At 74.5% G+C, this 26,170-nt stretch carries 22 protein-coding genes; 12 read left to right on the top strand and 10 right to left on the bottom strand.

Going from position 1 to position 26,170, the window contains the following annotated elements; translation table 11 throughout:
- The first annotated feature begins 35 nt into the window (after positions 1–35).
- The 3 genes from BJ976_RS10705 to BJ976_RS10695 all read left to right on the top strand — a co-directional run bounded on the left by BJ976_RS10705 (position 36) and on the right by BJ976_RS10695 (position 3,949).
- On the top strand, positions 36–2,003 hold the full coding sequence (locus BJ976_RS10705; RefSeq protein WP_135030841.1) for an AMP-dependent synthetase/ligase: 1,968 nt from the start codon (positions 36–38) through the stop codon (positions 2,001–2,003).
- Between the two features lie 156 nt (positions 2,004–2,159).
- Positions 2,160–2,882 carry a dienelactone hydrolase family protein gene (locus BJ976_RS10700; RefSeq protein WP_135030840.1) on the top strand — a complete coding sequence of 241 codons (723 nt, stop codon included), beginning with the start codon at positions 2,160–2,162 and terminating at the stop codon, positions 2,880–2,882.
- Between the two features lie 197 nt (positions 2,883–3,079).
- On the top strand, positions 3,080–3,949 hold the full coding sequence (locus BJ976_RS10695) for a hypothetical protein (protein WP_229667319.1): 870 nt from the start codon (positions 3,080–3,082) through the stop codon (positions 3,947–3,949).
- Positions 3,950–4,041: 92 nt separating this feature from the next.
- Here BJ976_RS10695 and BJ976_RS10690 read toward each other — a convergent pair whose 3' ends face one another.
- The gene (locus BJ976_RS10690) at positions 4,042–5,436 is read right to left on the bottom strand and encodes a uracil-xanthine permease family protein (RefSeq protein ID WP_135030838.1); all 1,395 of its coding nucleotides are present in this window, start codon (positions 5,434–5,436) and stop codon (positions 4,042–4,044) included.
- Positions 5,437–5,563: 127 nt separating this feature from the next.
- On the opposite strand from BJ976_RS10690, the gene BJ976_RS10685 reads away from it, so the two are divergent.
- Positions 5,564–6,484, top strand: coding sequence for a carbohydrate kinase family protein (locus BJ976_RS10685; protein WP_135030849.1), 921 nt, complete (start codon positions 5,564–5,566; stop codon positions 6,482–6,484).
- A gap of 22 nt (positions 6,485–6,506) precedes the next feature.
- Here the strand turns inward: BJ976_RS10685 and BJ976_RS10680 are convergent, their stop codons facing one another.
- Positions 6,507–7,568: a malate dehydrogenase gene (locus tag BJ976_RS10680; protein ID WP_135030837.1), complete on the bottom strand. Its 1,062-nt coding sequence runs from the start codon at positions 7,566–7,568 to the stop codon at positions 6,507–6,509.
- A gap of 137 nt (positions 7,569–7,705) precedes the next feature.
- On the opposite strand from BJ976_RS10680, the gene BJ976_RS10675 reads away from it, so the two are divergent.
- Positions 7,706–8,545, top strand: coding sequence for an HAD family hydrolase (locus BJ976_RS10675; RefSeq protein WP_135030836.1), 840 nt, complete (start codon positions 7,706–7,708; stop codon positions 8,543–8,545).
- A 54-nt stretch (positions 8,546–8,599) separates the two neighbouring features.
- Here the strand turns inward: BJ976_RS10675 and BJ976_RS10670 are convergent, their stop codons facing one another.
- From BJ976_RS10670 to BJ976_RS10660, 3 genes are all read right to left on the bottom strand, one after another.
- Entirely contained in the window at positions 8,600–10,108 is a 1,509-nt protein-coding gene (locus tag BJ976_RS10670; protein WP_135030835.1) for an amino acid permease, read from the bottom strand.
- A gap of 143 nt (positions 10,109–10,251) precedes the next feature.
- Complete coding sequence (locus tag BJ976_RS10665) at positions 10,252–11,412, bottom strand: hypothetical protein (protein WP_135030834.1); 1,161 nt, start codon at positions 11,410–11,412, stop codon at positions 10,252–10,254.
- Positions 11,413–11,419: 7 nt separating this feature from the next.
- On the bottom strand, positions 11,420–11,965 hold the full coding sequence (locus tag BJ976_RS10660; RefSeq protein ID WP_135030833.1) for an NYN domain-containing protein: 546 nt from the start codon (positions 11,963–11,965) through the stop codon (positions 11,420–11,422).
- Positions 11,966–12,127: 162 nt separating this feature from the next.
- Here BJ976_RS10660 and BJ976_RS10655 point away from each other — a divergent pair, with 162 nt between their 5' ends.
- The 3 genes from BJ976_RS10655 to BJ976_RS10645 all read left to right on the top strand — a co-directional run bounded on the left by BJ976_RS10655 (position 12,128) and on the right by BJ976_RS10645 (position 14,035).
- On the top strand, positions 12,128–12,547 hold the full coding sequence (locus BJ976_RS10655; RefSeq protein WP_167736971.1) for a helix-turn-helix domain-containing protein: 420 nt from the start codon (positions 12,128–12,130) through the stop codon (positions 12,545–12,547).
- Positions 12,548–12,626: 79 nt separating this feature from the next.
- Entirely contained in the window at positions 12,627–13,193 is a 567-nt protein-coding gene (locus BJ976_RS10650) for a PIN domain-containing protein (protein WP_135030832.1), read from the top strand.
- Positions 13,190–14,035 (top strand): glycerophosphodiester phosphodiesterase family protein, encoded by an 846-nt coding sequence (locus tag BJ976_RS10645; RefSeq protein WP_135030831.1) that lies wholly within the window; start codon positions 13,190–13,192, stop codon positions 14,033–14,035. The genes BJ976_RS10650 and BJ976_RS10645 overlap by 4 nt, the downstream gene beginning before the upstream one ends.
- Before the next feature lie 66 nt (positions 14,036–14,101).
- Here BJ976_RS10645 and BJ976_RS10640 read toward each other — a convergent pair whose 3' ends face one another.
- The 3 genes from BJ976_RS10640 to pgm form a co-directional block, all read right to left on the bottom strand.
- Positions 14,102–14,614, bottom strand: coding sequence for a hypothetical protein (locus tag BJ976_RS10640; RefSeq protein WP_135031017.1), 513 nt, complete (start codon positions 14,612–14,614; stop codon positions 14,102–14,104).
- A 184-nt stretch (positions 14,615–14,798) separates the two neighbouring features.
- On the bottom strand, positions 14,799–16,250 hold the full coding sequence (locus BJ976_RS10635) for an aldehyde dehydrogenase family protein (protein ID WP_135030497.1): 1,452 nt from the start codon (positions 16,248–16,250) through the stop codon (positions 14,799–14,801).
- Between the two features lie 221 nt (positions 16,251–16,471).
- Complete coding sequence (pgm, locus tag BJ976_RS10630) at positions 16,472–18,190, bottom strand: phosphoglucomutase (alpha-D-glucose-1,6-bisphosphate-dependent) (protein WP_135030498.1); 1,719 nt, start codon at positions 18,188–18,190, stop codon at positions 16,472–16,474.
- A gap of 189 nt (positions 18,191–18,379) precedes the next feature.
- On the opposite strand from pgm, the gene BJ976_RS10625 reads away from it, so the two are divergent.
- Positions 18,380–18,820, top strand: coding sequence for a hypothetical protein (locus BJ976_RS10625; protein WP_135030499.1), 441 nt, complete (start codon positions 18,380–18,382; stop codon positions 18,818–18,820).
- Positions 18,821–19,091: 271 nt separating this feature from the next.
- On the opposite strand, the gene katG is transcribed toward BJ976_RS10625, so the two are convergent.
- Together katG and BJ976_RS10615 are read right to left on the bottom strand one after the other, a co-directional pair.
- Positions 19,092–21,449: a catalase/peroxidase HPI gene (katG, locus tag BJ976_RS10620; protein WP_229667331.1), complete on the bottom strand. Its 2,358-nt coding sequence runs from the start codon at positions 21,447–21,449 to the stop codon at positions 19,092–19,094.
- Between the two features lie 52 nt (positions 21,450–21,501).
- Positions 21,502–21,978: a Fur family transcriptional regulator gene (locus tag BJ976_RS10615; RefSeq protein ID WP_135030500.1), complete on the bottom strand. Its 477-nt coding sequence runs from the start codon at positions 21,976–21,978 to the stop codon at positions 21,502–21,504.
- A 173-nt stretch (positions 21,979–22,151) separates the two neighbouring features.
- Here BJ976_RS10615 and BJ976_RS10610 point away from each other — a divergent pair, with 173 nt between their 5' ends.
- From BJ976_RS10610 to BJ976_RS11900, 3 genes are all read left to right on the top strand, one after another.
- The gene (locus BJ976_RS10610) at positions 22,152–23,294 is read left to right on the top strand and encodes an acyl-CoA dehydrogenase family protein (RefSeq protein WP_229667333.1); all 1,143 of its coding nucleotides are present in this window, start codon (positions 22,152–22,154) and stop codon (positions 23,292–23,294) included.
- A complete protein-coding gene (locus BJ976_RS10605; RefSeq protein WP_229667334.1) occupies positions 23,288–25,480 on the top strand; it encodes a bifunctional PIG-L family deacetylase/class I SAM-dependent methyltransferase in 2,193 nt (730 codons plus the stop codon). Before BJ976_RS10610 ends, BJ976_RS10605 begins: the two co-directional genes overlap by 7 nt.
- A 102-nt stretch (positions 25,481–25,582) precedes the next feature.
- Positions 25,583–26,164 (top strand): DUF4190 domain-containing protein, encoded by a 582-nt coding sequence (locus BJ976_RS11900; RefSeq protein WP_221419419.1) that lies wholly within the window; start codon positions 25,583–25,585, stop codon positions 26,162–26,164.
- Positions 26,165–26,170 lie beyond the last annotated feature (6 nt).

Below are 26,170 nucleotides of genomic sequence, written 5' to 3'. Positions count from 1 at the left end.
GGTCAGCGGGCCGCAGATGCACGAGAATCGTCACCATGGACTCCGCCTCCCCGGTCCCCGCCGCCCCGTCCGCCTCCCCGGCCCCCCGCCGCCAGGTGGACATGCCCGCCCTCGCCGACGCCGCCGAGCTGCGCAACATCACCGACGTCCTGGAGCGCCGCGTCGCAGGGCACCCCGACGTGGTGGCCTTCCAGGTGCGCCACCCCGCCGCGCCGTTCGACGGCCCCTGGGAGCCGGTCACCACGGCCGCGTTCCACGCCCGGGTGCGCGCGCTGGCCAAGGGCCTGATCGCGCTGGGGATCCGCCCGGGGGATGCCGTGTCCATCGTCTCCGCCACCCGGTACGAGTGGACCCTGATGGACCTCGCCTGCCTCTACGCGGGCGCCGTGGTGGTCCCCATGTTCGACTCCGCCCCGGCCACGCAGATGGCGGCGATCGCCGACGTCGTGGGCGTGCGCGCCGCCTTCGCCGGCTCCCCGGCCGCCGCCGCCACGCTGCGCGAGACCCTCGACGCGCGGGACGGCGCCGCTCGCGGCCCCCACGGGTCCGCGGTGTGGACCCTGGACGACGCCGACGGCGCCCCCGCCGGCGACCTGCGCGCCCTCGAGGCGCTCGGCGCCGACGTCACCGACGAGGCGCTCGAGGCGGCCCGCACGGCCCGGGGCCTGGACGACGTCGCCACGATCGTGTTCACGTCCGGCACCACGGGGGAGCCCAAGGGGACGAGGATCCTGCACCGGTCCTTCGTCCACCAGGTGCTCAACGTGGCCGAGGCCTACCGGGGGTTCGTGCACCCGGGCGGCTCCACCGTGCTGTTCCTGCCGCTGGCGCACGTGCTCTCCCGCGCCGTGCAGATGATCTGCCTGCACGGCGGGATGACCGTGGCGCACGTGGGCAACCCGAAGGCCGCCGTGCCGTCCATGGGGCAGATCCGCCCGACCTTCGTGATGGTGGTCCCCGGCGTCCTGTCCAAGATCGTGCTCGGCGTGGAGGAGAAGGCGCGCGGCACCCGCGTGGGCCCGCTCTCCGTGGGCGTGCTCTGGGAGCGCGCCCGGGCGGCCGCCGTGGCGAAGGGGCGCGTGGTGCTGGGCGAGGACCCCAAGCTCCTGGTGCCCGTGCGCGCCCAGCTGGCCCTCTACGAGCGGCTCTTCTACCGCCGGGTGCGGCACCTGCTGGGCGGCCGGGTGACCCACCTGCTGTGCGGCGCGGCCAAGCTCGACCCGGACCTGCTGCGCCTGTTCACCGGCATGGGCCTGACCGTGTTCGAGGGCTACGGGCTCACCGAGACCACCGCCCCCGCCGTGGGCCATCGCGAGGGGGACGTGGTCCCCGGCACCGTGGGCCTGCCCCTGCCCGGGATGTCCGTGCGGATCGCCGACGACGACGAGATCCAGATGCGCGGCCCCGGCGTGTTCGCCGGGTACACCGACGAGGAGGAGACCGCCGCCGCGTTCGACGGCGAGTGGTTCCGCACCGGGGACCTCGGCCGTCTCGACGACGACGGCCGGCTCACCGTGACCGGTCGCGTCAAGGACGTGATCGTCACCGCCAACGGCAAGACCATCAACCCCGCCGAGTGGGAGCGCGAGGTGGAGCTGCACCCCGCGGTCGGCCACGCCGTGGTGATCGGCGATGGCCTGGACCACCCCACCGCCATGATCCTGCTGGACCGCGAGGCCCTCGCCGCGTGGGTGCAGCGTCACCTGCCGGACTGGCAGGTGCCCGACACCGTGTCCGCCCGCCTGCGGGACGGCGCCGAGACCGCGGAGCGGTTCAGGGACGAGGCCGGGCGCATGATCGAGGTCTCCGAGCAGCGGATCCGCGAGTCGGTGGGCGCGGCCATCGACGCCGCCAATGCGAAGGTCCCCGCGCCCGAGCGGCTGCGCTCCTACAAGGTGCTCCTGCCGGACCCCGAGGAGCTCGCCGCGCTCCTCACGCCCACGCAGAAGCTCAAGCGCTCGGCGCTCGCGGAGCGGATCGCGCACCTGCTGCCGAAGCGCTGAGGTGCTGACGCGCTGACGCTCCGACGCTTCGGCGCGCCGGCGCGTTGTGGTCACGACACGCCGTCCGCCCCGGAGCGTGCGCGGCGTGTCGTGACCACAGCGCGGAGTGCGACCAGCCCTCGCCGCACCCCGGGCGCGATCCGTAGGGTGGGGCGCATGATGGCTTCCAAGACCCCGCACCAGAACGTCTCGTTCGACCTGCCCACCAAGGACGCCGCGCACGGCGACCAGACCGGCCACGGCTACCTGGCCCTGCCGGAGTCCGGGAAGGGGCCCGGGATCATCGTGATCCAGGAGTGGTGGGGTCTCGTGGACCACATCAAGGACGTGTGCGACCGCCTGGCCGCGGAGGGCTTCGTGGCGCTGGCACCGGACCTGTTCGGCGGCTGGATCGCCCACGACGGCGACGAGGCTGGCGAGATGATGCAGAACCTGCCCGCCGAGGAGGGCGCCCGCCAGCTGGCCGGCGCCGTCGACTGGCTGCTCGCGCGCGAGGAGGTCACCTCCGAGACCGTCGGGGCGATCGGCTTCTGCATGGGCGGCGGGTTCGTGCTGGCGCTCGCGGCCCAGCAGGGGGACAAGGTGTCCGCGGCCGTGCCGTTCTACGGCGTGGGCCAGGGCGTGTCCGGCGACTTCTCCGGCGTGACGGCCACGATCCAGGGCCACTACGGCGAGCAGGACGAGATGTTCCCGGTGGAGGACGCGAAGAGGCAGGAGCAGCAGATCCGCGACGAGTCCGGCGCCGAGGTCGAGTACTTCTACTACGACGCCCCGCACGCCTTCCACAACGACGACGACCCCCAGGGCAACTACCGCCCCGAGGCCGCGGCGCAGGCGTGGGACCGCGCCGTCTCCTTCCTGAAGGAGAAGGTCCGCTGAGCGGGTCCCGAGGCTCCCGCGGCGGCGCCGGACGGCAGAAGGCCAGCCGCGGCGGGCCGGCCCGCTCCACGCGCACGGGCGGCCGCGGCGTCGCGAAGGGCGTGAAGGCGGGCGGTCGCGCCGGGGGCGCGGGGCGTCGTCGGGAGTCGGGCGCGGCCGCTCCCGCGGATCTGCCCACGCCTCCCGAGACCCTGTTCTTGGCGACCATCCCCGGGGCGACGCCGTCCACGTGGGTGCAGCGGTTCAGCTCGCGGGAGCGCACGGTCCAGCTGGTCAACCATGACGAGTCCGCGCAGACCGCGCACCTGGCCCACGACGACGCCGGGATGCCCCTGCACCCGCTGCCGCAACTGGGCTACCTGCGCTGGCCGCGGGGCGAGGACGGCGCGTCGGCCGTGCTGCGGGCGGCCGGCCTCGACCCGCGGCACGTGCACGTGGTGACCGCGTACTCCGAACTGCCCGTGGTGTGCGTGGGCAAGGAGCATTTGCTGGCCGCGTGGGACGTGGACGCCGAGGGGCCGGTGCCCGTCAGCGAGCTCGACCCGGCCGAGCACATGGACCCGGCCCGCTTCACCCCCACCCCCGACGATGCTTTCGTTCGGGAAACGGTGGGGTATGAGGACGCTTCCGTGCGGGAAACGGCGGCCGAGCCGGTCCCTCCTGCACCCAACCCCCTCGACGCACCCGAGATCCCCGGTGCGGGTGAGCGCATGGCGCTCGAGATCGTCGCGAGCGGCGTCGGCCACGTCGTCCTGCCGATGTCCGTGGCGCGCGTCTTCGGCCGCAAGGACGTGGTGGTCCTCCCGCTGGCCTGCGAACTCGACGAGGTGGTCGGCCTGTCCCGCGCCGACCGCGAGGCTGCCGCGACGGAGGCCGAGGTGCAGGCGGAGACGGGCCTCGGCGTCGCGGGCGCGGAGGACGACGCCGGCCGGGCGCCGCAGGACGACGACGCGCCCCGCCACCCTGGCTGGGACGTGGGGCTGGCGTGGCTCAAGGAGTCCGACTCGGACCTGGTCCAGGCGTTCGTGGGCGTGGCCAGAGGGCGGCGCGGCACCAGTTCCCGCTGACCCCGGGCGCCACGCGGTGCTGCGCCGGGCTGCCGTTTCCCGAACGGAAACGCTGGGGGAGGCGCCGTTTCCCGCACGAAAACGGCGGCGGGTCAGCCGAGGCGGCCCGGCTCCGAGGCCGCGTAGCGCTCGTCGTCGTCCTCGGGGACGGGCTCGGTGCCGCGCCAGCGCGCCACCGCCGTCATGAGGTGGTGCACCACGAGGGCGGTGATGGTGCCGAGCGTGATGCCGCCGAACACCAGGCCGCCCACCACGATCTCCGGGTTCGCGATCGCCACGATCAGGCCCGCGCCCGCCGTCATGAGGTGGATGGTGTTGGAGAAGTCCACGCGGTTCTGCACCCAGATGCGCACGCCCATCACGCCGATCATCCCGTAGAGGATGATGCCCGCCCCGCCGGCCACGCCGGCCGGGATGGTGGCGACGGCGGCGCCGAACTTGGGCAGGAACGCCAGGGCGATCGCGGTGAGGCCCGCCACCCAGTACGCCGCGGTGGAGTACACCTTCGAGGACGCCATCACGCCGATGTTCTCCGCGTACGTGGTGGTGCCCACGCCCCCGCCGAGGCCGGAGAGGGAGGTCGCCAGCCCGTCGGCGAGCAGCGCGCGACCGGTGAGCGGGTCGAGGTCCCGCCTGGTCATCAGCCCCACGGTGCGCACGTGGCCGATGTTCTCCGCCACGAGCACGAGCACCACGGGCAGGAACAGCGGCAGCAGGGACACGTCCACGGTCGGCGCGTGGAACGGGGGCAGGCCCAGCCAGGCGGCGTCGCGGACGGCGTCGAAGGACACCTGGCCCTGGGCGAGCGCCAGCAGGTAGCCGACGACGATGCCCACCAGGATCGACAGGCGCCCCAGCAGGCCGCGGAACAGCACGGCGGTGAGCACCACGGCCAGCGCGGTGCCGAACGTGGTCAGCGGCACCTCCTCCATGGCCTGGGTGGTGGCGCCGGCCAGGTTCAGGCCGATCAACGCCACGATCGTGCCCATCACGGCCGGCGGCATGAGCGCGTGGATCCACCCGGTCCCGGCCCGGTGGACGATCGCGCCGATCACCATGAGCAGGACGCCGGTGACCAGCACGCCGCCCAGTGCCGCGCCGACCCCGCCGGCGGCCGAGGCCGCGGTCAGCGGGGCGATGAACGCGAACGAGCTGCCCAGATAGCTCGGCAGCCGGTTGCCCGTGATCACCAGGAACAGCAGGGTGCCGAGGCCGGAGAACAGCAGCGCCGTCGTCGCGGGCATCTGGGTGATCGCCGGGACCAGCACCGTGGCGCCGAACATCGCCATCACGTGCTGCACGCCGATGCCGACGGTCCGGCCCCAGGTCAGGCGCTCGTCGGGGGCCACCACGGTGCCCGCGGTGATGGTGCGGCCGTCCCCGTGGAGGCGCCAGGGGCCGGCGCCGCGGCCGCGGTCGGGGGTGTCGTCGTCGTGCGGGGCGGGCCGTCCGGAGGGTTCGGCAGGGGTGGGGGAGGAGTGGGACATGTCCGCCTTCCCGGGCGCGTGGGGGGTGGGGCGGGGCGCGCCGCGGAGGGGTCCCCGCGCAGCGCCCCGGCCCCGGGTCGGGGCCGCCTCGTAGGGTACCGTTTGGGCTGTGGACGAGTACTTCGGAGTGATCGGCGAGGCCCTGGTGGACGTGGTGCTCTCTGACACCGCCACGCCGAGGGCGCACCCGGGCGGCAGCCCCCTGAACGTCGCCGTCGGGCTCAGCCGGCTCGAGCGCCCCGTGGTGTTCGCCGGGCGCATCGGCCGGGACGAGTACGGGGACATGATCGCCGCGCACCTGCAGGACAACGACGTGCGCAGCCTCCTCGAGCCGGACGCCTCCCCGAGCTCCGTGGCCACCGCGCGACTGGACCCCACCGGCGCCGCCAGCTACGAGTTCGAGCTGGACTGGACCCTGCCCGCCGCCGAGGAGCTGGCCCGTCTCCTGCACGAGGCCCATGACGGCCGGCTGGTGCACGTGCACGCCGGCTCGATCGCCACGATGCTCGCCCCCGGGGACGCCTCCGTGATGGGCGCCCTGGCCGCCGCGCAGCCGCACGCCACGATCAGCTACGACCCCAACGTGCGCCCCTCGATCGTGCCGGACCGGGAGTTCGCCCGCGCCCGCGCCGAGGAGGTCGTGCGCCTCTCCGACGTGGTGCACGCCTCGGACGAGGACATCGCGTGGCTCTACCCGGACCGTCCGCTGATGGACTCGCTGCGCGCGTGGCGGGAGGCCGGCCCGGCGCTCGTGGTCATGACCCGCGGCGCCGAGGACATCGTGGCCGTCACCGCCGAGCACGAGGTGGAGCGCCCCATCTTCCCGGTGGACGTCGCGGACACCGTGGGCGCCGGCGACTCCTTCACCGCCGCCCTCCTGGCCGCCCTCGACGACCGCACCCTCCTGGGCGCCGAGAACCGGGAGCGCCTGCACTCCATGGACCTGCATGACATCCAGTCCGTGCTGATCTACGCCTCTCGCGCCTCGGCCATCACGGCGTCCCGCCCCGGCGCCGACCCGCCCACGCGGGACGAGCTGGCGGACTGACGCCGGCGGCGGGGCGGCCGGCTCAGAGCAGCCCGAGACCCCGCACGGCGTCCCGCTCGGCCTCGAGCTCGGCCACCGTGGCGGCCAGCCGCCCGCCCTCGCCCGGCAGGAGGGACTCGTCCGGGCCCAGCCCCGGGGCGATCGTCCACGCCCCGGAGCCGTCCGAGGTCACCGGGAACGAACTGATCAGGCCCTCCGGCACCCCGTAGGAGCCGTCTGAGACCACCGCCGCGGAGGTCCGCCGCGGCGCGCCCTCGGCGTCCACGCCGGTGCCCAGGGACCAGTCGCGCATGTGGTCGATCGTGGCGGACGCCGCGGACGCCGCTGACGAGGACCCGCGGACCTCGATGATCTCCGCGCCGCGCTTGGCCACCCTCGGGATGAACTCGTCCGCGGCCCAGCCGCGGTCCACCACGTCCAGGGCGGGGCGCCAGGCGGGGGCGCCGCCGTCGTCGCCGGCCACCCGCACGCGCGCGTGGGTGAGGTCCGGGAACTGGGTGGCGGAGTGGTTGCCCCAGATGGTGATCCCGTCCACGTCCGTGACGCCCACGCCGGCGCGGGCGGCCAGCTGGGACACGGCGCGGTTGTGGTCCAGGCGGGTCAGCGCGGTGAAGCGCTCGGCGGGCACGTCCGGGGCGTGCGCGGAGGCGATCAGCGCGTTGGTGTTGGCCGGGTTGCCCACGACGACGACGCGCACCGCCTCGTCCGCGTGGTCGTTGATGGCGCGGCCCTGGGGGCCGAAGATCCCGCCGTTGGCGTGCAGCAGGTCCGCGCGCTCCATGCCGGCGGTGCGGGGCCGGGCGCCGACGAGCAGGGCGTGCGTGGTGCCCTCGAAGGCGGTGGCCGGGTCGTCCGTGACGTCCACGGACGCGAGCAGCGGGAACGCGCTGTCCGCGAGCTCCATGGCCACGCCCTCGGCGGCGCGCACGGCGGAGGGGATCTCCAGCAGGCGCAGGCGCACCGGGGTGTCGGTGCCGAGCATCTGGCCGGAGGCGATCCGGAAGAGCAGGGCGTAGCCGATGTTGCCGGCGGCGCCCGTGACGGTGACGGTTTGCGGGGTGGGGGAGGAGGTGGTGTGGGTCACGTGCCCATCATGCCTGGCCAGCGCGTTGTGGTCACGACCCGCCGTGGCCTGGGCCCTCGCGACGGCGGGTCGTGACCACAACGGAGGAGCCGTCGAGCCGGGCAGGGCCGGCGGGGGTGCCGCCTACACTGAGGCGCATGTCCGTCCTGCCCGTCTCCGCGCGCCGTCCCCGGCTGATCGCCACGGACCTGGACGGCACCGTGATCGGCTACCGGCACACGCGCAGCGGGCGGCTGTCCCCGCGGACCATCGCCGCGCTGCGGGCCGCGCACGAGGCGGGCGTCGTCGTCGTGTTCGTGACGGGCCGGCCCCTGCGCTGGCTCGGACCGCTGCAGGACCAGCTGGGGGACGTGGGCCCGGTGATCTGCTCCAACGGGGCCGTGGTGGTGGACGTGGCCGCGGACCGGGTGCTGGTCTCCCACCCGCTCGAGACCGCCGCGATGGGCCGCGTGGTGGCCCGCGTGCGCGCCCTGGACCCGACCGCCACGTTCGGCGCCGAGGCCCTCGAGGGGTTCTTCTGGGAGGACGCGTTCGCCGCGGACGAGTTCGGCCAGTCCCGCGCCGCCACCGTGGAGGAGGCCCTGCCCGCGGAGGCCACCGTGGTGAAGCTGATGGCCAAGTCCGGCCGGATGGATCCGGACGCGTTCCTGGCCGCGGTGCGGGAGGTCGGCGAGGGGATCGTGACCGCGACCCACTCCGCGCCCGGGGTGCCGCTCGTGGAGATGTCCGCCCCCGGCGTGCACAAGGCCGCCACGCTCGCCGAGTACGCCGCCCGGCACGGGATCGCCGCCGAGGACGTGGTGGCCTTCGGGGACATGCCCAACGACGCCGAGATGCTCGCCTGGGCGGGCCTTGGCCTGGCCGTGGCCAGCGCGCACCCCTCCCTGCGGGAGGTGGCGGACGCCGTCGTGGGGGCCTGCGACGACGACGGGGTCGCCGCCGCCATCGAGCAGCTGCTGGCGCTGCCGACGCGCTGAGGCGCTCGCCCCCGCCCCGTGCGGGACCCGCCACGCCCGCTCAGTGCCGCAGCGTCAGTGCCGGTTGCGGGTGAGGTCGGCGTCCTCGTAGCGGACGCCCGGGGCCTTCGTGACCAGCTTGTGGCCCAGCCACAGGGCGAGGAAGAGCGGCAGCCCGATGTACGCGGTGGCCACCGTGAGGAAGTCCAGGCCGCCGCTCAGGAAGGCCTCGTAGTTCTGGCCCACGATCACCACGGCGCACATCACGAGCGCCACGATCGGCCCGAGCGGGAACCAGCGGGCCTTGAAGGGCAGGTCGTCCGGGTCGCCGCCCTGGGTCACATAGGCCCGGCGGAAGCGGTAGTGGCTCCACGCGATGCCCATCCAGGTGATGAACCCGGCCAGGCCGGACGCGGAGACGAGCCACACGTACGCGGTGCCGTCGCCCAGCAGGGCGGTGAGGAAGCACAGGCCGCCGATCGCGGTGGTGGCCAGCAGCGCCGGCATGGGCACGCCGCGGCGGTTGATCCTGGTGAAGACGCGCGGGGCCTTCCCGGACATCGCCAGGGAGTAGAGCATGCGCGTGGAGACGTAGAGGCCGGAGTTGCCCGCGGAGAGGATCGCCGTGAGGATCACGGCGTTCATCACGGTGGCCGCGGCCAGCACGCCCGCGTTCTCGAACACCAGGGTGAAGGGGGAGATCGCGACGTCGCCGATCTCGCTGCCCAGCAGGTTCGGGCTGGTGTAGGGGATGAGGAAGCCGATCACGGCGATCGCGCCCACGTAGAACAGCAGGATGCGGAAGAACACGGTGCGGATGGCCTTCGGCACGGTCCGCTCGGGGTCGTCGGCCTCGCCTGCGGCCACGCCGATCATCTCGGTGCCCTGGAAGGAGAAGCCGGCCACCATGAAGATCGCCAGGATGCCAGTGAACCCGTTCACGAACGGGGCGTCCGCCACCGTCCAGTTCTCGAAGCCCGGGGCCGGGCCGCCCAGGATGCCCAGGATCATCAGGACGCCGAGCACCAGGAAGACCACCACGGTGAGCACCTTGACCAGGGAGAACCAGAACTCGCTCTCGCCGAAGGCGCGCGTGGAGAGGGCGTTCACGGCGAACAGCACGGCCAGGAACAGCGCGGACCAGATCCAGGACGGGACGTCCGGCAGCCAGTAGCGCATCACCAGGCCCGCGGCGACGAGCTCGGCCGCCACCGTGATGGCCCAGTTGAACCAGTAGTTCCACCCCACGGCGAAGCCGAAGGAGGGGCTGACGAACCGGGTGCCGTACTCCTCGAACGCGCCGGACACCGGCATGTACGTGGACATCTCGCCGAGCGACTGCATCAGCAGGTACACCATGAAGCCGATCACGGTGTACGCCAGCAGCGCGCCGCCGGGGCCGGCCATGGCGATGCTGTTGCCCGAGGCCACGAGCAGACCGGTGCCGATGGCGCCGCCCATCGCGATCATGACCATGTGGCGCGTGCCGAGGCTGCGCTTCAGCTTCTCCTCCCCGGCCTGGGGGCGGGGGGCCGCCGCCGTACTGCCGGCGGCGGGCGTGGTGGACGGGTGTCCGGTGTCCATGGGGACCTCTCCTGGGGTGCGCGGGGGCCGCGGCGCGTCGGCGGGGCCGGACGCGGGCGACGATCGAGTGTACGGGCGCCGCGTCGTCGTCGTGGACACCGCCCCAGGTCAGCGGACCGGGTCCGCGCCTCGGGCGCCGGCCGTCAGCGGGTCAGGCGGTGCGTGGCGAGGGCCACCGGGCCCTCGAGCGGGCCGCGGTGCCACGGCTCGCGGCGGACCACGGCGCGCCACAGCAGCGGCAGGAGCAGCCCGCCCCCGCACAGGACGGCCACGTTGAACCAGGTGTCGTCCGTGCCGGCGGGGGAGAGCCACGGGCCGGCGCCCGGCTGCAGCGCCCCGCCCAGCACGGTCCAGACGCCCACGGCCCACCCCAGGTACGCCTGGTGCACCACGTACACGGACAGGGTCATGGAGCCGGGCACGGCCAGGATCCCCGTCAGCCACGGCAGGTGGGAGGGCACGACGGCGGCGCACGCCCCCAGCGCGGCCAGCACCAGGCCGGTGGCCAGGGCGACGTCCGCGACCGAGGCGGTGTACGGCGTCGGGAACTCGCCGGTGCGCCCGCGGGAGACGGCGAGCGCGGCGGCGGCGAGGGCGAGGCCGGCGCCGGCCCAGGCGGCGGCCCGGCCGCGGGCGACGCCCTCGAAGCGGGTCACCGAGGCGACCAGGACCGACCCGAGCAGCGCCCAGGCCAGCAGGAGGGGCAGGCGGTAGGGGCCGGCGGTGAGGAACTCCGCCGTCCACTGGAGGGACTCCGCCTCCGTGAAGGCCAGGGCCGCGCCCACGTTCCCCAGCTCCGCCCGGACGGGGGCGGTCAGGGCCTGCACGGGCGCGAGCCAGTCGCTCAGGAGCCGGGCCACCGGCCCGGTGCCCACCGCGGTGAGCCACACGCCGAGCAGCAGGCAGACCGCGGCGAGGGCGGCGCGCGCGGCGAGGGGCAGGGCCAGGAGCAGCGCGACGAGGACCAGGACGATCGCCAGATGCGTGAGGATGTCCACGACCTGCGCGCCGAACAGGGACGTCAGCCAGGCGGCGGCCAGCAGCGCCACGGCGCGGATCAGGGCCAGGCCCAGGGCCCGGCCGGCCCCGTGCCGGCGTCGTTCCAGGGCGGCGCCCACGCCCACGAGGGCCGCGAACAGGGCGGCGGTGAGGAACTCGGTGAGGTGCAGGACGCCGCCGGGCCCGCCGGACGGCGCGGCGTGGGCCACGAACATCGAGACGAGTGCCAGGCCGCGCGCCACGTCCACCCACACCAGGCGGTGCACGGCGTGGAGGCCGGACAGGCGGTGGAGGACGGCGGCCACGGGCGGATCAGAGGAAGTCGAAGGGGTCGAACTCGTCGATCGGGATGACGCGCAGGCGCGGCAGCGGGGCGTCGAACGCGGCGACCTCGTGCTCGAGGTCCCACACCTCCATGCCGTTCACGGCCCGCAGCTCGGCGGACATGAACTCCTCGAAGCCCATGACGGCCACACGCGACCCCTCGGCGGCGAGGGCCTGCATGTGCGGGGCGAAGTCGACGTCGTGCGAGGCCAGGACCACGTCCGCCTCGCGGTTCAGCAGCGCCTCCGCGGTGCGCTGGATGCCGATGTCCACGACCTTGCCGGAGCCCTTGAGGAGGATCGGCTGGTAGCCCATGGTGGTCAGCGCCTGCACGAAGCCGAAGGGGATCTCCCCCTCCACCGCCAGGAAGAACAGCGGCCGCACCGGCTGCCCCCATGCGCGCTCCACATGGGCCAGCACGCGCTGCCAGCGGGGTCGCTCCTCCGGATGGGGCCGGCGGTTGAGGACGGACATGCCGAGGGTGGCATCGATGTTCTCGCCGTCCACGAGGAGGTAGGTCTGGCGCACGCTCATGGGCTCGAGCCTAGTGGGTGCCGCCACGCTGTGGTCGTTCGGGGAACGGGGGGTGCCGGCGCGCTGTCGCTCGTCGTCCCGATCGGCGCATCGTCTGGTGTTGCAGATATAGGTGAAATATCCTAGTCTGGTGAGACGGCACCAGCTGAGAAGGGGGTCGCCATGACTGCCATGCTGACCACAGAGAACATCACCATCGACGATACGGACGTACGCCTGGCGGGAGAGACGCCGCATCCACAGGGTGCCACCCTGGTTCTCCGAGCCGCTGACGGCACCGACGTCGAGCTGCCGGAGCGCATCCAGGCGATGCTGCTGGCCACGCTGACCTCGGTTGCGGAGAACGGGGAGGCCACCATCGGCCGCCTCCCCGACGAGCTGACCAGCACCGTGGCGGCGGACATCCTCAGCGTGTCCCGTCCCACCCTGATGAAATGGGTCCGACAGGGGCGGATCGACAGCTTCAAGGTGGGCACCCACACGCGCTTCAAGCGAGAGGATGTGCTGCGCCTGCAGGCTGAGCGCATGGAGGAGCGCCGCGCGGCCTTCGCGGCCCTCCGTGAGGACAAGGACTGGGACTGAGCGGCTCGCCGCAGCAGGAGGGGCACGGCCCAGCAGGCCGTGCCCCTCGGCTGTGCAGGGCCCTTGTTAGGCTCGGCGCATGACGTGCAGGGTTCTCGTCGACGCCAACGTGTTGGTGAGCCGGACCGCCATGGACTGGCTCCACTTCCTCCGGGAGTTCAACGAGGGGATGTTCCAGCTGCACATCACCCACGACATCCAGGCGGAGGCGATCCACGCCCTGCGGCGCATCCACCCCCAACGCTCGGGTGGAGCGATCACGGATCGGGTGGAGAAGATCACCGGCCTCGTGGACGAAGTCGTCCAGGACTTCCCGGGGAACCTGCCGTTCACGGGTGCGGACGACCACGACTATCACGTGCATGCAGCGGCCGTGGCCGCGCGGGCCGACCTCGTGCTCACCTTCAACGCTCCGGACGACATCACCACGACGCCGGATGACGAGCACTATGACGTGATCACCCCGGACGACTTCTTCGTCCTCGTGACGGACTCGAACCCGCGGTGCCTCCTTCCCATCGTCAAGATCCAGTTCGACTACTGGTCGAACAGACCGGGCCATGCGCAGCTCGATGACGCTCTGCTGAAGGCCGGCTGTCCCGCATTCGCCCGGCGCGTGCGGACGACGTTGGGCCAGCTCGCGTGAACGTCCCCGCTGCCTCGTCCCGCCCCGCCCCCGCCTACCTCGCCGACTCTCTGCCCGCGCGGCGCGGCTGGCCGCTGGGGTTCGCCCACCGCGGCGCGGACACGGGCCGGGAGAACACGCTGGCCGCGTTCCGGGCCGCGTGGGAGGCAGGCTTCACGTACCTCGAGCTGGACGTGCGGACCACGGCGGACGGTGAGCTCGTGGTCTTCCACGACGAGACTCTGGACCGCGTGTCCACCGCCGTGGGCGCGTTCTCCGCGCTGACTTGGGAGGAGCTGGGCGCGCACACGGTGGGCGGGGAGCCGCTGCTGCGGTTCGCAGACCTGCTCGCCGCGCTGCCCGAGGCCCGGTTCAACGTGGACCTCAAGGACGACGCCGCCGCCCGCCCCCTCGCCGCCCTGCTCACCGAGCACCGGGCGTGGGACCGCGTGCTGGTCGCCTCGTTCCACGACGCGCGGCGGCGCGCCTTCCGCCGGGCCCTCGCCGAGGCGGGCCACGCCGACCGCGCCCACGGACCGAGGCGCGTGGCGACGTCGGGCGGGGCGGCAGCGATCGCGGCCCTGGTGTTGCTCGGCCCGCTGGGGCTGACCGGCTGGCTGCGCCGGCACGCGCTCGAGGTGGACTGCGTGCAGGTGCCCGTGCGGCACGGTCGAGTGCCGGTGGTGACGGAGGCGTTCGTGCGCCGCTGCCACGCCGCAGACCTCCCCGTCCATGTGTGGGTGGTGGACGATCCGGCCGAGATGGAGCGCCTGCTGGACCTGGGCGTGGACGGCATCATGACCGACCGCGCGGACGTCCTGGCCGAGGTGTTCACGCGGCGCGGCATCTGGCCGCAGCACTGACCCCCCGGCGTTTTCGTTCGGGAAACGGCACCTCCCCGGACGTTGTCGTTCGGGAAACGGCGCCGCTCAGGAGGTCGGCGCCAGCACCGCCTCGACGTCGCCGCGGGTGAGCGTCAGGCTGCCGTCAGCGCCGGTGTCCACGGCGACATCGCCGTCGAACAGGGATTCCAGTGCCGCGCGGGCGTCCTGGCCCGGCGCGTCGGAGGGGCAGCCCTCGGCGGGCTGGGGGACGTCGCCGGTCGCGGACCAGAGGTCCGGTCGCGTCACCGAGACGCCCCAGCGCGGCTGCCCGCAGATGCCCGAGACGGCGGCCTGGAAGGCGGTCGCGTCCGGGCTCACGGCGAGGGTCGTCCCGTCGGGGACCTCGACCGCCGCGCCGCCGCGGGTGATGCCGCGGACGGCGAGCTCCTGAGTCCCGAGCGGCGCGCTGGCGAGGTCGGACGCGGAGGCGGCGGCCGACGTCGATCCGCCGGGGGCAGACGTCGTCGAGGGGTCGGCCGTCCCTCCGGCCGAGCAGGCGGTGAGCGCGAGGAGGCCGGCGGAGGCCGCAAGCGTCAGGCGGGTGGCGGTGGTGGGCATGGTCGCTCCTCTCATCGAGGGGCCCACATCGGCCCCATGGTGGGAGCGTAGGGGGGGTGGCCGCTGCGCAACAGGGCGACGGCGTGGCAGGCTGGCGGGTGTTTGCTGGGCGCCGTGAGGCGCCGTTTCCCGAACAAAAATGTCTGGGGCGGTGCTGTTTCCCGAACGAAAGCGCCCCTGGGGGTCACAGGAGCTTCGGCAGCAGCGCCCGCTTGACCGGCCCGTGCGGCGGGTACACCGCGCGCAGCGTGTCCACGCCGGTGCCCTTGGTGAGCTCGGGGCGCAGGTGGGAGAACGTCTCGAACCCGGCCTCGCCGTGGTACGCGCCGATCCCGGAGTGGCCCACCCCGCCGAACCGCAGCGTCGGCATGCCCGCGTGCAGCAGCGTCACTCCCTCGCTCACCACGCCGGCCTGGACCTGCGCGGAGAAGGCGGCGCGATCGTCGTCGTCATCGGTGAACAGGTAGGAGGCCAGCGGGTGCGGGCGCGCGGCGATCACGTCGAGCGCCTCCTGCAGGGTGTCCACGCGGACCACCGGCAGGACAGGACCGAACAGCTCTTCACGCATGAGCGCGCCGTCCAGGGAGACGCCGTCGACGACGGTCGGCGCCAGGTAGCGGCCGGCTACGTCCGCCTCGCCGCCGATCACCACGTGCGCACCGGCGTCGACGTCCTCGGCCAGCAGGTCCACGAGGCGCCGGGCGTGGTCCTCCGAGACCAGGCGGCCGTAGTCGGGGGACTCCGCGGGATCGGGGCCGTAGAACTCGGCGATCGCTGCGGGCAGGTGCCGCAGCACCTGGGCGTGCGCCTCCGGTCCCACGGCCAGCACGTAGTCCGGGGCCACGCAGGTCTGGCCCGCGTTGGTGAACTTGCCGAACGCGATGCGCCGGGCCATCCCGGCGGGGTCCTTCACCTCGGTCACCACGGCCGGCGACTTGCCGCCCAGCTCGAGGGTGACGGGGGTGAGCGTCTTCGCGGCCGCCTCGTAGACGATCCGCCCCACGCGCTCGCCGCCGGTGTACAGGATGTGGTCCCACGGGTGCGCGATCAGCGCCTGGACGCAGTCCGCCCCACCCTCGACGACGGCGACGCCCTCGCCGTCCAGCGCGGCCGGCAGCAGCTCCTGCAGGGCGGCGGCCGTGGCGGGCGACTTCTCCGACGGGCTCACCACGACGGCGTTGCCCGCGGCGAGCGCGCCGACGAGCGGGGCGAGCGTGAGCTGCACGGGGTAGTTCCACGCGCCGATCACCAGCACGGCACCCAGCGGCACGGGCGCGACCTGGGCGGATGCGGGCTGGAACGCGAGGGGGACGGAGACCTTCCGCGGCTTCATCCACGAGCCCAGGTGGGCGAGGGTGTGGTCGATCTCCGAGATCACCGAGCCGACCTCCGTCAGCAGCGCCTCGGTGCGGGACTTGCCGAGGTCGCGGGCCAGGGCATCGGCGAACCGGTCCTGGTGGTCGGTGAGCATCCGGCGCACGGCGCGCAGGCGCTCCTCGCGGACCTCGCGGGGATGGGCGGTGCGGGCGTCGGCCTCGGCGCGGATCCGGGCGACGGCGGCCTCCACCGGCTCGGTGCCGGGGAACGGATACACGGGGGCGGGGGAGGACGCGGCGGCGCGCGGGGACGGGCTCATGCGGCCCACGCTACCCACCCGTTTTCGTTCGGGAAACGGCGGCGTGTCGCCGCACTGTCGCGCGGGAGACGGCGATCCGCCGGCAGGGCGGGGCGTGCTCGGCCCCGCCACGCGACGACGGCGACGCGGCCGGGGTGGGCGCGTCGCCGTCGTCGTGGTGCCGTTTTCCGAACGACAGCGCCCCTGGGGGTGCCGTCTCTCGAACGAAAGCGCGGCGTGGGTCAGGCGGAGATGACCGCGTCCACGATCTGCTGCGCCTCGGCCTGCACCCGCTTCAGGTGCTCAGCGCCCAGGAAGGACTCGGCGTAGATCTTGTACACGTCCTCCGTGCCGGAGGGCCGGGCCGCGAACCACGCGTTCTGCGTGACCACCTTGAGGCCGCCGATCGGGGCGTCGTTGCCCGGGGCGTTGGTCAGCGCGGCCAGGATGGTCTCGCCGGCCAGCTCGGTGGCGGTGACGTCGTCGGGGGAGAGCGCCTTGAGCGCGGCCTTCTGCTCGGACGTGGCGGGGGCGTCGATCCGGGCGTAGGCCGGATCGCCGTGCATCGCCATGAGGTCGCGGTAGTACTGCGACGGCGACTGCCCCGTCACCGCCTGGATCTCCGCGGCCAGCAGGCACAGCAGCAGCCCGTCCTTGTCCGTGGACCACGCGCCGCCGTCGAACTGCACGAAGGACGCGCCCGCGGACTCCTCGCCGCCGAACACGCCCGAACCGGAGAGCAGCCCCGGCACGAACCACTTGAAGCCCACGGGGACCTCCACGAGCTCGCGGCCGAGGTCGGCGGCCACGCGGTCGATCATCGACGACGACACGAGCGTCTTGCCCACGCCTGCGTCGGCTGGCCACTGCTCGCGGTGGCGGTAGAGGTAGTCGATCGCCACGGCCAGGAAGTGGTTGGGGTTCATCAGCCCGCCGTCCGGGGTGACGATCCCGTGCCGGTCCGCGTCGGCGTCGTTGCCCGTGGCGACGTCGAAGGGCGCCTCGCCGTTCGCGTCCGGGGTCATGCGCTCGATCAGGGACGCCATGGCGTTCGGGGAGGAGCAGTCCATGCGGATCTTCCCGTCCCAGTCCAGGGTCATGAACCCGAAGGTCGGGTCCACCTCCGGGTTCACCACGGTCAGGTCCAGCCCGTGCCGCTGCCCGATCTCGCCCCAGTACGCCACGGAGGCCCCGCCCATGGGGTCGGCGCCGATCCGCACGCCGGCGTCCCGGATGGCGTCCAGGTCCACGACGCGCGGCAGGTCGGTCACGTAGCGGTCCAGGAAGTCGAAGGTCCCCAGCTTCGGGTGGCCCGCCACGTCCTCGGCGGCCACGCGGTGCACACCCTCCAGGCCCGCGGCGAGCAGCTCGTTGGCGCGCGCGGCGATCCAGCCGGTGGCGTCCGTGTCCGCGGGGCCGCCGTGGGGCGGGTTGTACTTGAAGCCGCCGTCCGCGGGCGGGTTGTGGGACGGGGTGATCACGAGGCCGTCCACGAGGCCGGCGTTGTCCCCGTCCACTGCGAAGCCCGACGGCGCCAGCTCGCGCCCGGCGTTCAGGTGCAGGATCGCGTGGGAGACCGCGGGGGTGGGCGTGTAGCCGTCGCGGGCGTCCACCTTCACCTCGACGTCGTTGCCGAGCAGCACCTGCACGGCCGTGTCCTGCGCAGGGCCGGACAGCGCGTGGGTGTCCTTGCCCACCAGGACGGCGCCCTTGATGCCCTTGTTCGCGCGGTACTCTACGACCGCCTGCGTGATCGCCGCGATGTGGTCGTCGTTGAACGAGGTCTTCAGCGCGGAGCCGCGGTGGCCGGAGGTGCCGAACACGACCTTCTGGGCCGGGTCGGAGGGGTCCGGGTGTCCCTCGCGGTAGGCCGTGAGCAGGGCCACGACGTCGATCAGGTCCTCGGGCAGGGCACGGGTGCCGGGTCGCTGGGCGGCGGGGATGTGCGTGGTCTCGCTCATGCCCGACACTCTTCCACCTCCGCATGATCGCGGGAAGAACTGCCGGTTCAGTGAGCCGACGACGACGGCGCCCCCGCCCTCCCCGGCGGCGGCCTCCAGGGCTTCGGGTTCCTTGTGATCGGACTGGGCGTCGGTCATGCTTGGCTCCCCGGTGGGCGTCCGGTCCCGCCGCCGACCCCGGAGGTCCGCATGACCGCCCACGCCGCCGTCCCCCGCCCCGCCGGCACGGGGCCCCGGCGCATGGCGGTCGGCGGGGTGCTGCTGACGGTCCCGGCCGTGGTCCTGTTCCTCCTGATGCTCCTCGCCCCGCTGCTGTTCGCGCTGCCGTCCGCAGCCGTCCACGCTCTCCTGGCGGTGTCCGCCGTGGCCGGGCTGGTGGGGGCGGGGTTCGTGGTGGCGCACGCCGTGGCCGCCGGTCGGGGCGGCCGGATCCTCGCAGCCGTCGCCGTGCTCGCCCTGGCCTCCCTGCACGCGGCCGCCGTCGCGGCTGCGGTGCTCAGCCCCTCCTCCCACCTCGGCGAGCTGGGCACCACCGTGATGTTCGGCGGGGGCCTGCTCCTGGCCGTGGCCGGGCTGCTGTGCTGGGTGGATTCCGGCGGGCGCGCTGAGCTCCGCCGGCGGCGCGGCTGACGGGGGCGGGCGCCGTCGTCGTCGTGATGGCGGCCCGGCCCCCGCGCCGACTGGTGAGGACGCGCCCTCACCGACCCTCGTCAGGGCACGTGTGACGGTGTGTCCTCACCAGGAAGCGTCCGGGGGACGGCGCCGCAGGGATGCAGGACAGGGGGCAGGGGCAAGGCCGGGCCCGGGTCGCCTCCCACCGCCCATCGGACGACGACGGGCGCCCACCCTCCCCGGGTGAGCGCCCGTCGTCGTCGGTCCAGGACGTCAGCGGACCAGGACGTCAGCCCTGGGCCACGGACTCCTTCGCGGCGCGGCGCGCGTCGAAGCGGTCCGCGTCCATGACCTTGACCCAGGCGGCCACGAAGTCGCGCACGAACTTCTCCTTGGCGTCGTCCGCGGCGTACACCTCGGACAGGGTGCGCAGCTCCGAGTTGGAGCCGAACACGAGGTCGTCACGGGTGCCGAAGAGCTCCTTGCCCTCGGCGGTCACACCGCGGTACCGGCCCTCGGCCACCTTCTCCCACTGCGTGTCGATGTCCGTGATCGCGGTGAGGAAGTCCTGGGACAGGACGCCCACGTTCTCGGTCCACACGCCGTCCGTCGAGCCCTCGGGCACGGCGCCCAGCACGCGCAGGCCGGCCACGAGCACCGTCATCTCCGGGGCGGAGAGGCCGATCAGGTTGGCGCGGTCCACGAGCGCGAACTCGGACGGGAACTGCTTGGACGGGCGCGGGTCCCAGTTGCGGAAGCCGTCGATCTTGGGCTCCATGTGGCGGAAGGACTCCTCGTCCGTCTGCTCCTGGGTGGCGTCGCCGCGGCCCGGCGTGAAGGGCACGGAGACCGGCACGCCGCCGTCGGCCGCGGCCTTCTCCACGGCCCAGTTGCCGGCGATCACGAGGGTGTCGGCGAACGTCACGCCGGTCTGCTCGGCGATCTGCTCCAGCGTCGTGATGACCGGGCCGATGACGGCGGGCTCGTTGACCTCCCACGAGCGCTGCGGCTCGAGGCGGATGCGGCCGCCGTTGGCGCCGCCGCGCTTGTCCGAGGAGCGGAAGGAGGAGGCCGCGGCCCACGCGGTCTTCACGAGCTCGGTCACGGACAGGCCGGAGGAGGCGACCGCGTCCTTGACGGCCTGGACCTCGGCGTCGCCGGGGACGTTCTCCGGGGCGGTGACCGGGTCCATCCACACGAGCTCCTCGGAGGGGACCTCGGGGCCGTAGTGGCGGGCGATCGGGCCCATGTCGCGGTGGGTCAGCTTGAACCACGCGCGGGCGTACGCGTCCTGGAACGCGGCGAAGTCGTCCTTGAAGCGCTTGGAGATCTCGCCGAACACGGGATCGAAGCGCAGGGCGAGGTCCGAGGTCAGCATGCGGGGCTCGCGGCGGCCCTGGAAGTCGGACTCGGGGACCATGTCGGAGCCGCCGCCGTTGACGGGGCGCCACTGCTTCGCGCCGGCCGGGGACTCCATCAGCTCCCACTCGTACGCGTAGAGGATGTGGAAGAACTCGTTGTCCCAGCGGGTGGGGTGGTAGGTCCAGGTGACCTCGAGGCCGGACGTGATGGTGTCGCGGCCCTTGCCCTCGCCGTAGGCGTTCTTCCAGCCCAGGCCCATCTGCTCGATGTCCGCGGCCTCGGGCTCGGCGCCGATGTTGCCCTCCACGGGGCCGGCGCCGTGGGTCTTGCCGAAGGTGTGGCCGCCGCCGATCAGCGCGACGGTCTCCTCCGCGTTCATGCCCATGCGGGAGAACGTCTCGTGGATGTCCTTGGCGGACTTCAGCGGGTCCGGCTCGCCCTCGGGGCCCTCCGGGTTCACGTAGATGAGGCCCATCTCGACGGCCGCGAGCGGGTTGTCCAGCTCACGCTCGCCCTTGTACCGCTCGGCGCCGCCGTTGGTCCACTCGGTCTCCGGGCCCCAGTACACGTCGTCCGCGGGCTCGTAGGCGTCGATGCGGCCGCCGGAGAAGCCGAAGGTCGGCATGCCCATGGTCTCGTGGGCCACGTTGCCGGCCAGGACGATGAGGTCCGCCCAGGACAGGGACTGGCCGTACTTCTTCTTGACCGGCCACAGCAGGCGGCGAGCCTTGTCCAGGGAGGCGTTGTCCGGCCAGGAGTTGAGCGGGGCGAAGCGCTGCTGGCCCTCGCCGGCGCCGCCGCGACCGTCGCCCACGCGGTAGGTGCCCGCCGAGTGCCAGGCCATGCGGATCATGAACGGGCCGTAGGTGCCGAAGTCGGCGGGCCACCAGTCCTTGGAGGTGGTGAGGACCTCGGCGATGGTCGCCTTGACCTCGGCCAGGTCCAGCTTCTCGAAGGCGGCCGGGTAGTCGAAGCCCGCGTCCTCGGGGCGCTGGACCGGCTGGTCCTTCGCGAGGATCTTCAGGTTCAGGCGGTTCGGCCACCACTGCTGATTGGCGTCGCCCGAGGTGGGGTGGGCCAGCGGGGCGCCGTGGGCCACGGGGCACGTGCCCCCCTCCGCCTCGGCGGCGGTCTGCGGGTTGTCGGCCGCCGCGGCGGTGGGGGCGGCGCCGCCGTCGGCGTCCGCGCGGGGCTCCGTGGGCTGGCCGACGGCCACCGTGTCGTTCATCTCGCCGACGGTGGTGCTCTCCTCGCCGTGCGGGAGGTTCTTGTCTTCAGCGCTCATGGCGTGATCCTTTCGGGGACGGAAGGTGGGGTCGCGGGTGGATGGAGGAGGTTCAGGGGACCGCGGCGGACGACGACGGCGGGGCCGCCTCGTCCTGTCCGTCGCGGCACGCGGGGCACAGGCCCCAGTAGTAGACCTCGGCCTCGTCGATGAGGAACCCGTGGTCCTCGGGGGCGTGCAGGCAGGGGGCCGAGCCCGTCCGGCACGGCACGTCCACCAGGGTGCCGCAGCCGCGGCACACGAGGTGGTGGTGGTTGTCGTGGGCGGCGATCTCGTACCGCGCGGCGGAGCCGGCCGGCTGCAGCGAGCGCACCAGGCCCGCGCCGGTCAGCACGTGGAGGCAGTCGTAGACGGCCTGGTGGGAGACCTGCGGGAGGTCCGCACGGACCGCGGCCAGCACGGAGGAGGCGTCCGCGTGGGGCCACGAGCGCAGGGCGGAGAGCACGGCCACCCGGGGGCGGGTCACCCGCAGGCCGGCGGCGCGCAGCAGCGCGCGGTCGGCGGCGGGGTCGGCATGGACGATGCTCATGCTCCCACCCCAGCGCAGTTGTCTTGAACTTGTCAAGAAAGCGGGTCGTCCCGGACGGCGCCCGGCCGGCCCGTCCCCGCCGCCCGCGCCTTCCCGCCGATCCCGGCGCTGACTAGCGTGGACCACCGGCGCGCCCGGCCGGGGCGCGTCCCCGCCGGTCAGAGAAGGTGCCCATGCCCGCGACTCCGCTCGTGCTGCTCCCCGGAGCCGCCCCCTCCGCCCCCGAGCCCGACGCCGACGAGGCCGCCGTCCTCGCCGCCGCCGCGGAGGGCGGATCCGGCGTGGAGCCCATGGTCGCGCTCCTCTCCCGCGGGGCCCCGGGGCGGGACGACGACGGCGCCCCCGCCCTGGACCTGCCCCTGACCGGGGAGGGGCGCACCCGCCGCCAGTGGGAGCTGCTCGCCTCCACCGCGGCGGTGTCCCTGTCCGCCGCGCGCGTCCTCGAGCCGCACCTGGACGCCCTCTCGATCCTGTCCCAGGCCGGTGTGCCCGCCCCCGCCGGGCTGCTGGGCGTGTACGCGTCCGAGTCCGGCGGCGTCACCCCCGCCGTCCGCCCGGCCCCGGACGCGGCCCCCGACGGGGCCGCCTGGCTCCTGGACGGGACCAAGCCGTGGTGCTCGCTCGCCGACCGCTGCGCGGCCGCGGTGGTCACCGGCCGCGCCGAGGACGGACTGCGCCACGCCCTGCTCGTGGACCTGGCCCACCCCGGCGTCACGCCCGTGGACACCGCGTGGCCGGCCCTCGGCCTGGCCGCGATCACCACCGTGGGGCTGCGCTTCGACGCCGTCCCCGGCCGCTCCGTGGGAGAGCCCGAGTGGTACCTGCGCCGCCCCGGCTTCGCGTGGGGCGGCATCGGGGTGGCCGCCGTGTGGTTCGGCGGTGCCGTGCACGTGGCCCGCACCCTGCGCACCGCGGTGCAGCGCCGTGCCGCCGCGGCGGCGGACGGCCGCGGGCCCGGCCCGGACCAGGTCGGCCTGGCGGCGCTGGGCCGCGTAGACCGGCTGCTGCACGCCATGGCGTCCCTGCTCGGTCACGCCGCCGAGGACGTGGACGCCGGGCGCCTGGACGGCGCGCACGGCCAGGTGGAGGCGGACCGGATCCGCGGCACCGTGGCGCAGCTGTGCACCGAGGTGCTGGACGTCGTCGGGCAGGCCACCGGCCCCGGCCCGCTGACCGGGGACGCCGCGCACGCCCGCGCCGTCGCCGATCTGCAGGTCTACCTGCGCCAGCACCACGGCCACCGGGACGACGCCCGGCTCGCCGAGGGCCTGCTGGCCCTGGACCCCGCCGAGCGCGCGGGGGTGCAGCCGTGGTGAGGTTCGACCACCGGGACGCCGGCACGGACGAGGCGGCCTGGGAGGCCGCCGGCGTGGCCGACCTTCCCTCCCTGACCCCGCGCACCTGGGCCCCCGGTGACACGCTGCTCGTGGCCGTCGCCCACCCGGACGACGAGACCCTCGGCGCCGCCGGCCTGATCCGTGCGGCCCTGCGCGGCGGGGCGGACGTGCACGTGGCCCTGGCCACGGCCGGGGAGGCCTCCCACCCCGACTCGCCCACCCACACCCCCGCCGACCTCGTGCGTCTGCGCCGGACCGAGATGGACCACGCGGTGGCCGCGCTCGCGGACGGACTGGGTCCGGAGGCCGGCACGCTCACGTGGGAGTCCCTCGGCCTGCCCGACGGCGACCTCGCCGCCCGGCCCGCGGAGGTCCGGGCCGCGCTCGAGCGCGTCCTGGCCGAGCGCACCGCCGGGGACGGCCCCTCGGGGGGCGCCCCGGAGGCGGGGGCGGGCGGCGCCGTCGTGCTGGTCAGCCACGACCCCGACGACGGCCACGGGGACCATGACACGGTGGGCGCGGCGGCCGCGGCGCTGGCCGCCGAGCACGACCTCGAGCTGTACGCCTTCCCCCTGTGGTTCTGGCACTGGGGCGCTCCCGAGGAGCTGCGCCCGCGCCGCTACCGGCGCCTGGACCTGGCCCCCGGCGACGCCGAGGCCCGCCGCGCCGCGCTCGACGCGCACGCCTCCCAGACGCGCCCGCTCTCGGCCGCGCCCGGCGACGAGGCGATCCTGCCCGCGCGCATGATCGCCCACTTCAGCCGCGGGTTCGAGACGTTCCGGCGCACCGCCGTGGACGACGGCGACGCCTCCCGCGCCTCCGCCGTGTTCGACCGGCTCTACCGTGCGCACGACGACCCCTGGCACTACCTGACCAGCCCGTACGAGGCCCGCAAGCGCGCGCTCACCCTCGCCGTGCTCCCACGGCCCCGCTACGGGACGGTAGTGGAGGCGGGCGCGTCCATCGGCGTGCTCACCGCGGCGCTGGCCGAGCGCGCGGAGCGCGTGGTGGGCCTCGAGGCCTCCCAGGTGGCCGTGGAGCGCGCCGCCGCGCACCTGGCGGACGTGCCCCACGCGGAGGTCCGCCTCGCGGTCCTGCCCGCCGACTGGCCCGCGGACCTCGGCCCCGCCGGAGAGGCGGCCGGCGGTCCGGACGACGACGCCGGCGCGCCCGTGGACCTCGTCGTCGCCTCGGAGATCGGCTACTTCCTGCAGCCCGAGGAGCTCGACGCGCTCGTGGACGCCGCCGACGCCTCCCTGGGCCCGGGCGGGGAGCTGCTGCTGTGCCACTGGCGCCAGCCGATCACCGGCTGGCCGCTCGACGGGGACGCGGTGCACGACCGCGTGGCCGCCGACCCGCGGTGGCGCCTGCTGTCCGAGCACGTGGAGGCGGACCTGCGCCTGTCCGTGCACACCCGCGCCGCGGCCGCCACGCACGCCGTGGTGGTGGTGCCGGCCAAAGACGAGGCCGAGCACCTGCCCGACTCCCTCGCCGGGCTCTCCGCCGCCCTGGACCACTGGGAGGCGCAGCACACGCAGGGTTCGGCTGCCGCGGTGGTGGCCGTGCCGGACGACGACACCCCCACCCTCGCGGCGGCCCGCGCCGCCCGCTCCCGCGACCCCCGGATCCACGTGCTCGAACTGGGCCCGGGCGCCGGCGGGGTGGGTCGGGCGCGCGCCGAGGCCGCCCGGCACGCCCGGGGGCTGTTCCCGGACGTGCCCGCCGCGGCGCTGTGGCTGGCCTGCACGGACGCGGACACCCGCGTGCCCGCCGACTGGCTCGTGGGGCAGCCGGCCCTGGCCGCGCGGCGTCGCGCGGACGGCCAGGCCATGGTGCTCGGCACCGTGGACCTGCCCGCCCACGCGGACCAGGGCCTGGTTCGCAGCTGGCGCGCCGACTACGAGCACCGGGAGGACCACCCCCACGTGCACGGGGCGAACCTCGGCCTGCCGTGGGCGCTGTACGAGCGGGTCGGCGGGTTCGCCGCGGTGGCCGAGCACGAGGACGTCCGCCTGGCCGAGGCCGTGCGCGCCCTGGGCGAGGACCGGGTGCTCGCCACGGACCGGGTGCGCGTCCACACCTCCTCCCGGCTGGAGGGACGCACCCCGGGCGGGTTCGCGGGGTTCCTGCGGGACCTGCTCGAGGAGGCCTCCGCCGAGGGCTGACCGGCCTGCCCGGAACGTCGACGCGCGCCTAGACTCGGGACAGACGCGGTCCACGCGCGGGAGACCGCGCCGGGCCGCCCCCGTCCAGGAGAGGAACCCCCCATGGCGTACGGCCACGACCAGGACCCGCACGGCCGGCACCCCCACGACCGGGAGGCCGGCACGCCGTCGGAGGGCGGCTGGCCGGACCGGCCCGCCGCCGAGCGCACCGGCTCCTCCACCTCCTGGTACGCGGACTCCGTCGCGGCCGGCGGGGACGCGGCCCCGTCCTATTCCGAGCAGGCGGCCCGCACCGCCGACGCCGGCCCGTACGGCACCGGCGTCCCGGCCCACGGCGCCGGCCCGGCCGACGCCCAGGCCCAGCCCGCCTACGGCCAGCAGCCCGCCTACCCCGGGGGCGGCTACGGCCAGGTCCCGGCGGACCAGTCGGGCACGGGCCTGTCCATCGCCTCCATGGTGATCGGCATCCTGTCCCTGCTCGGTGGCCTCACCCTGGTGATCCCGCCGATCGTGGGCGTGGTCCTCGGCCACATGGGCCTCAAGCGCGAGCCCCGCGGCCGCGGCTTCGCCATCGCCGGCCTCGTGACGAACTACCTCAGCCTCGCGTTCCTCGTGCTCGGGATCCTGGCCCTCGTCCTGCTGATGGTCTTCGCCGGGGCGGCGGCCACCTCGGCCGGGTACTGACCCCGG

Origin of the sequence: Micrococcus flavus, from assembly GCF_014204815.1 — a bacterium.
GTDB classification, from domain to species: Bacteria; Actinomycetota; Actinomycetes; order Actinomycetales; family Micrococcaceae; genus Micrococcus; species Micrococcus flavus.
Note: the sequence above shows the minus strand (reverse complement) of the source record. Positions and strands in the feature narration are given on the sequence as shown.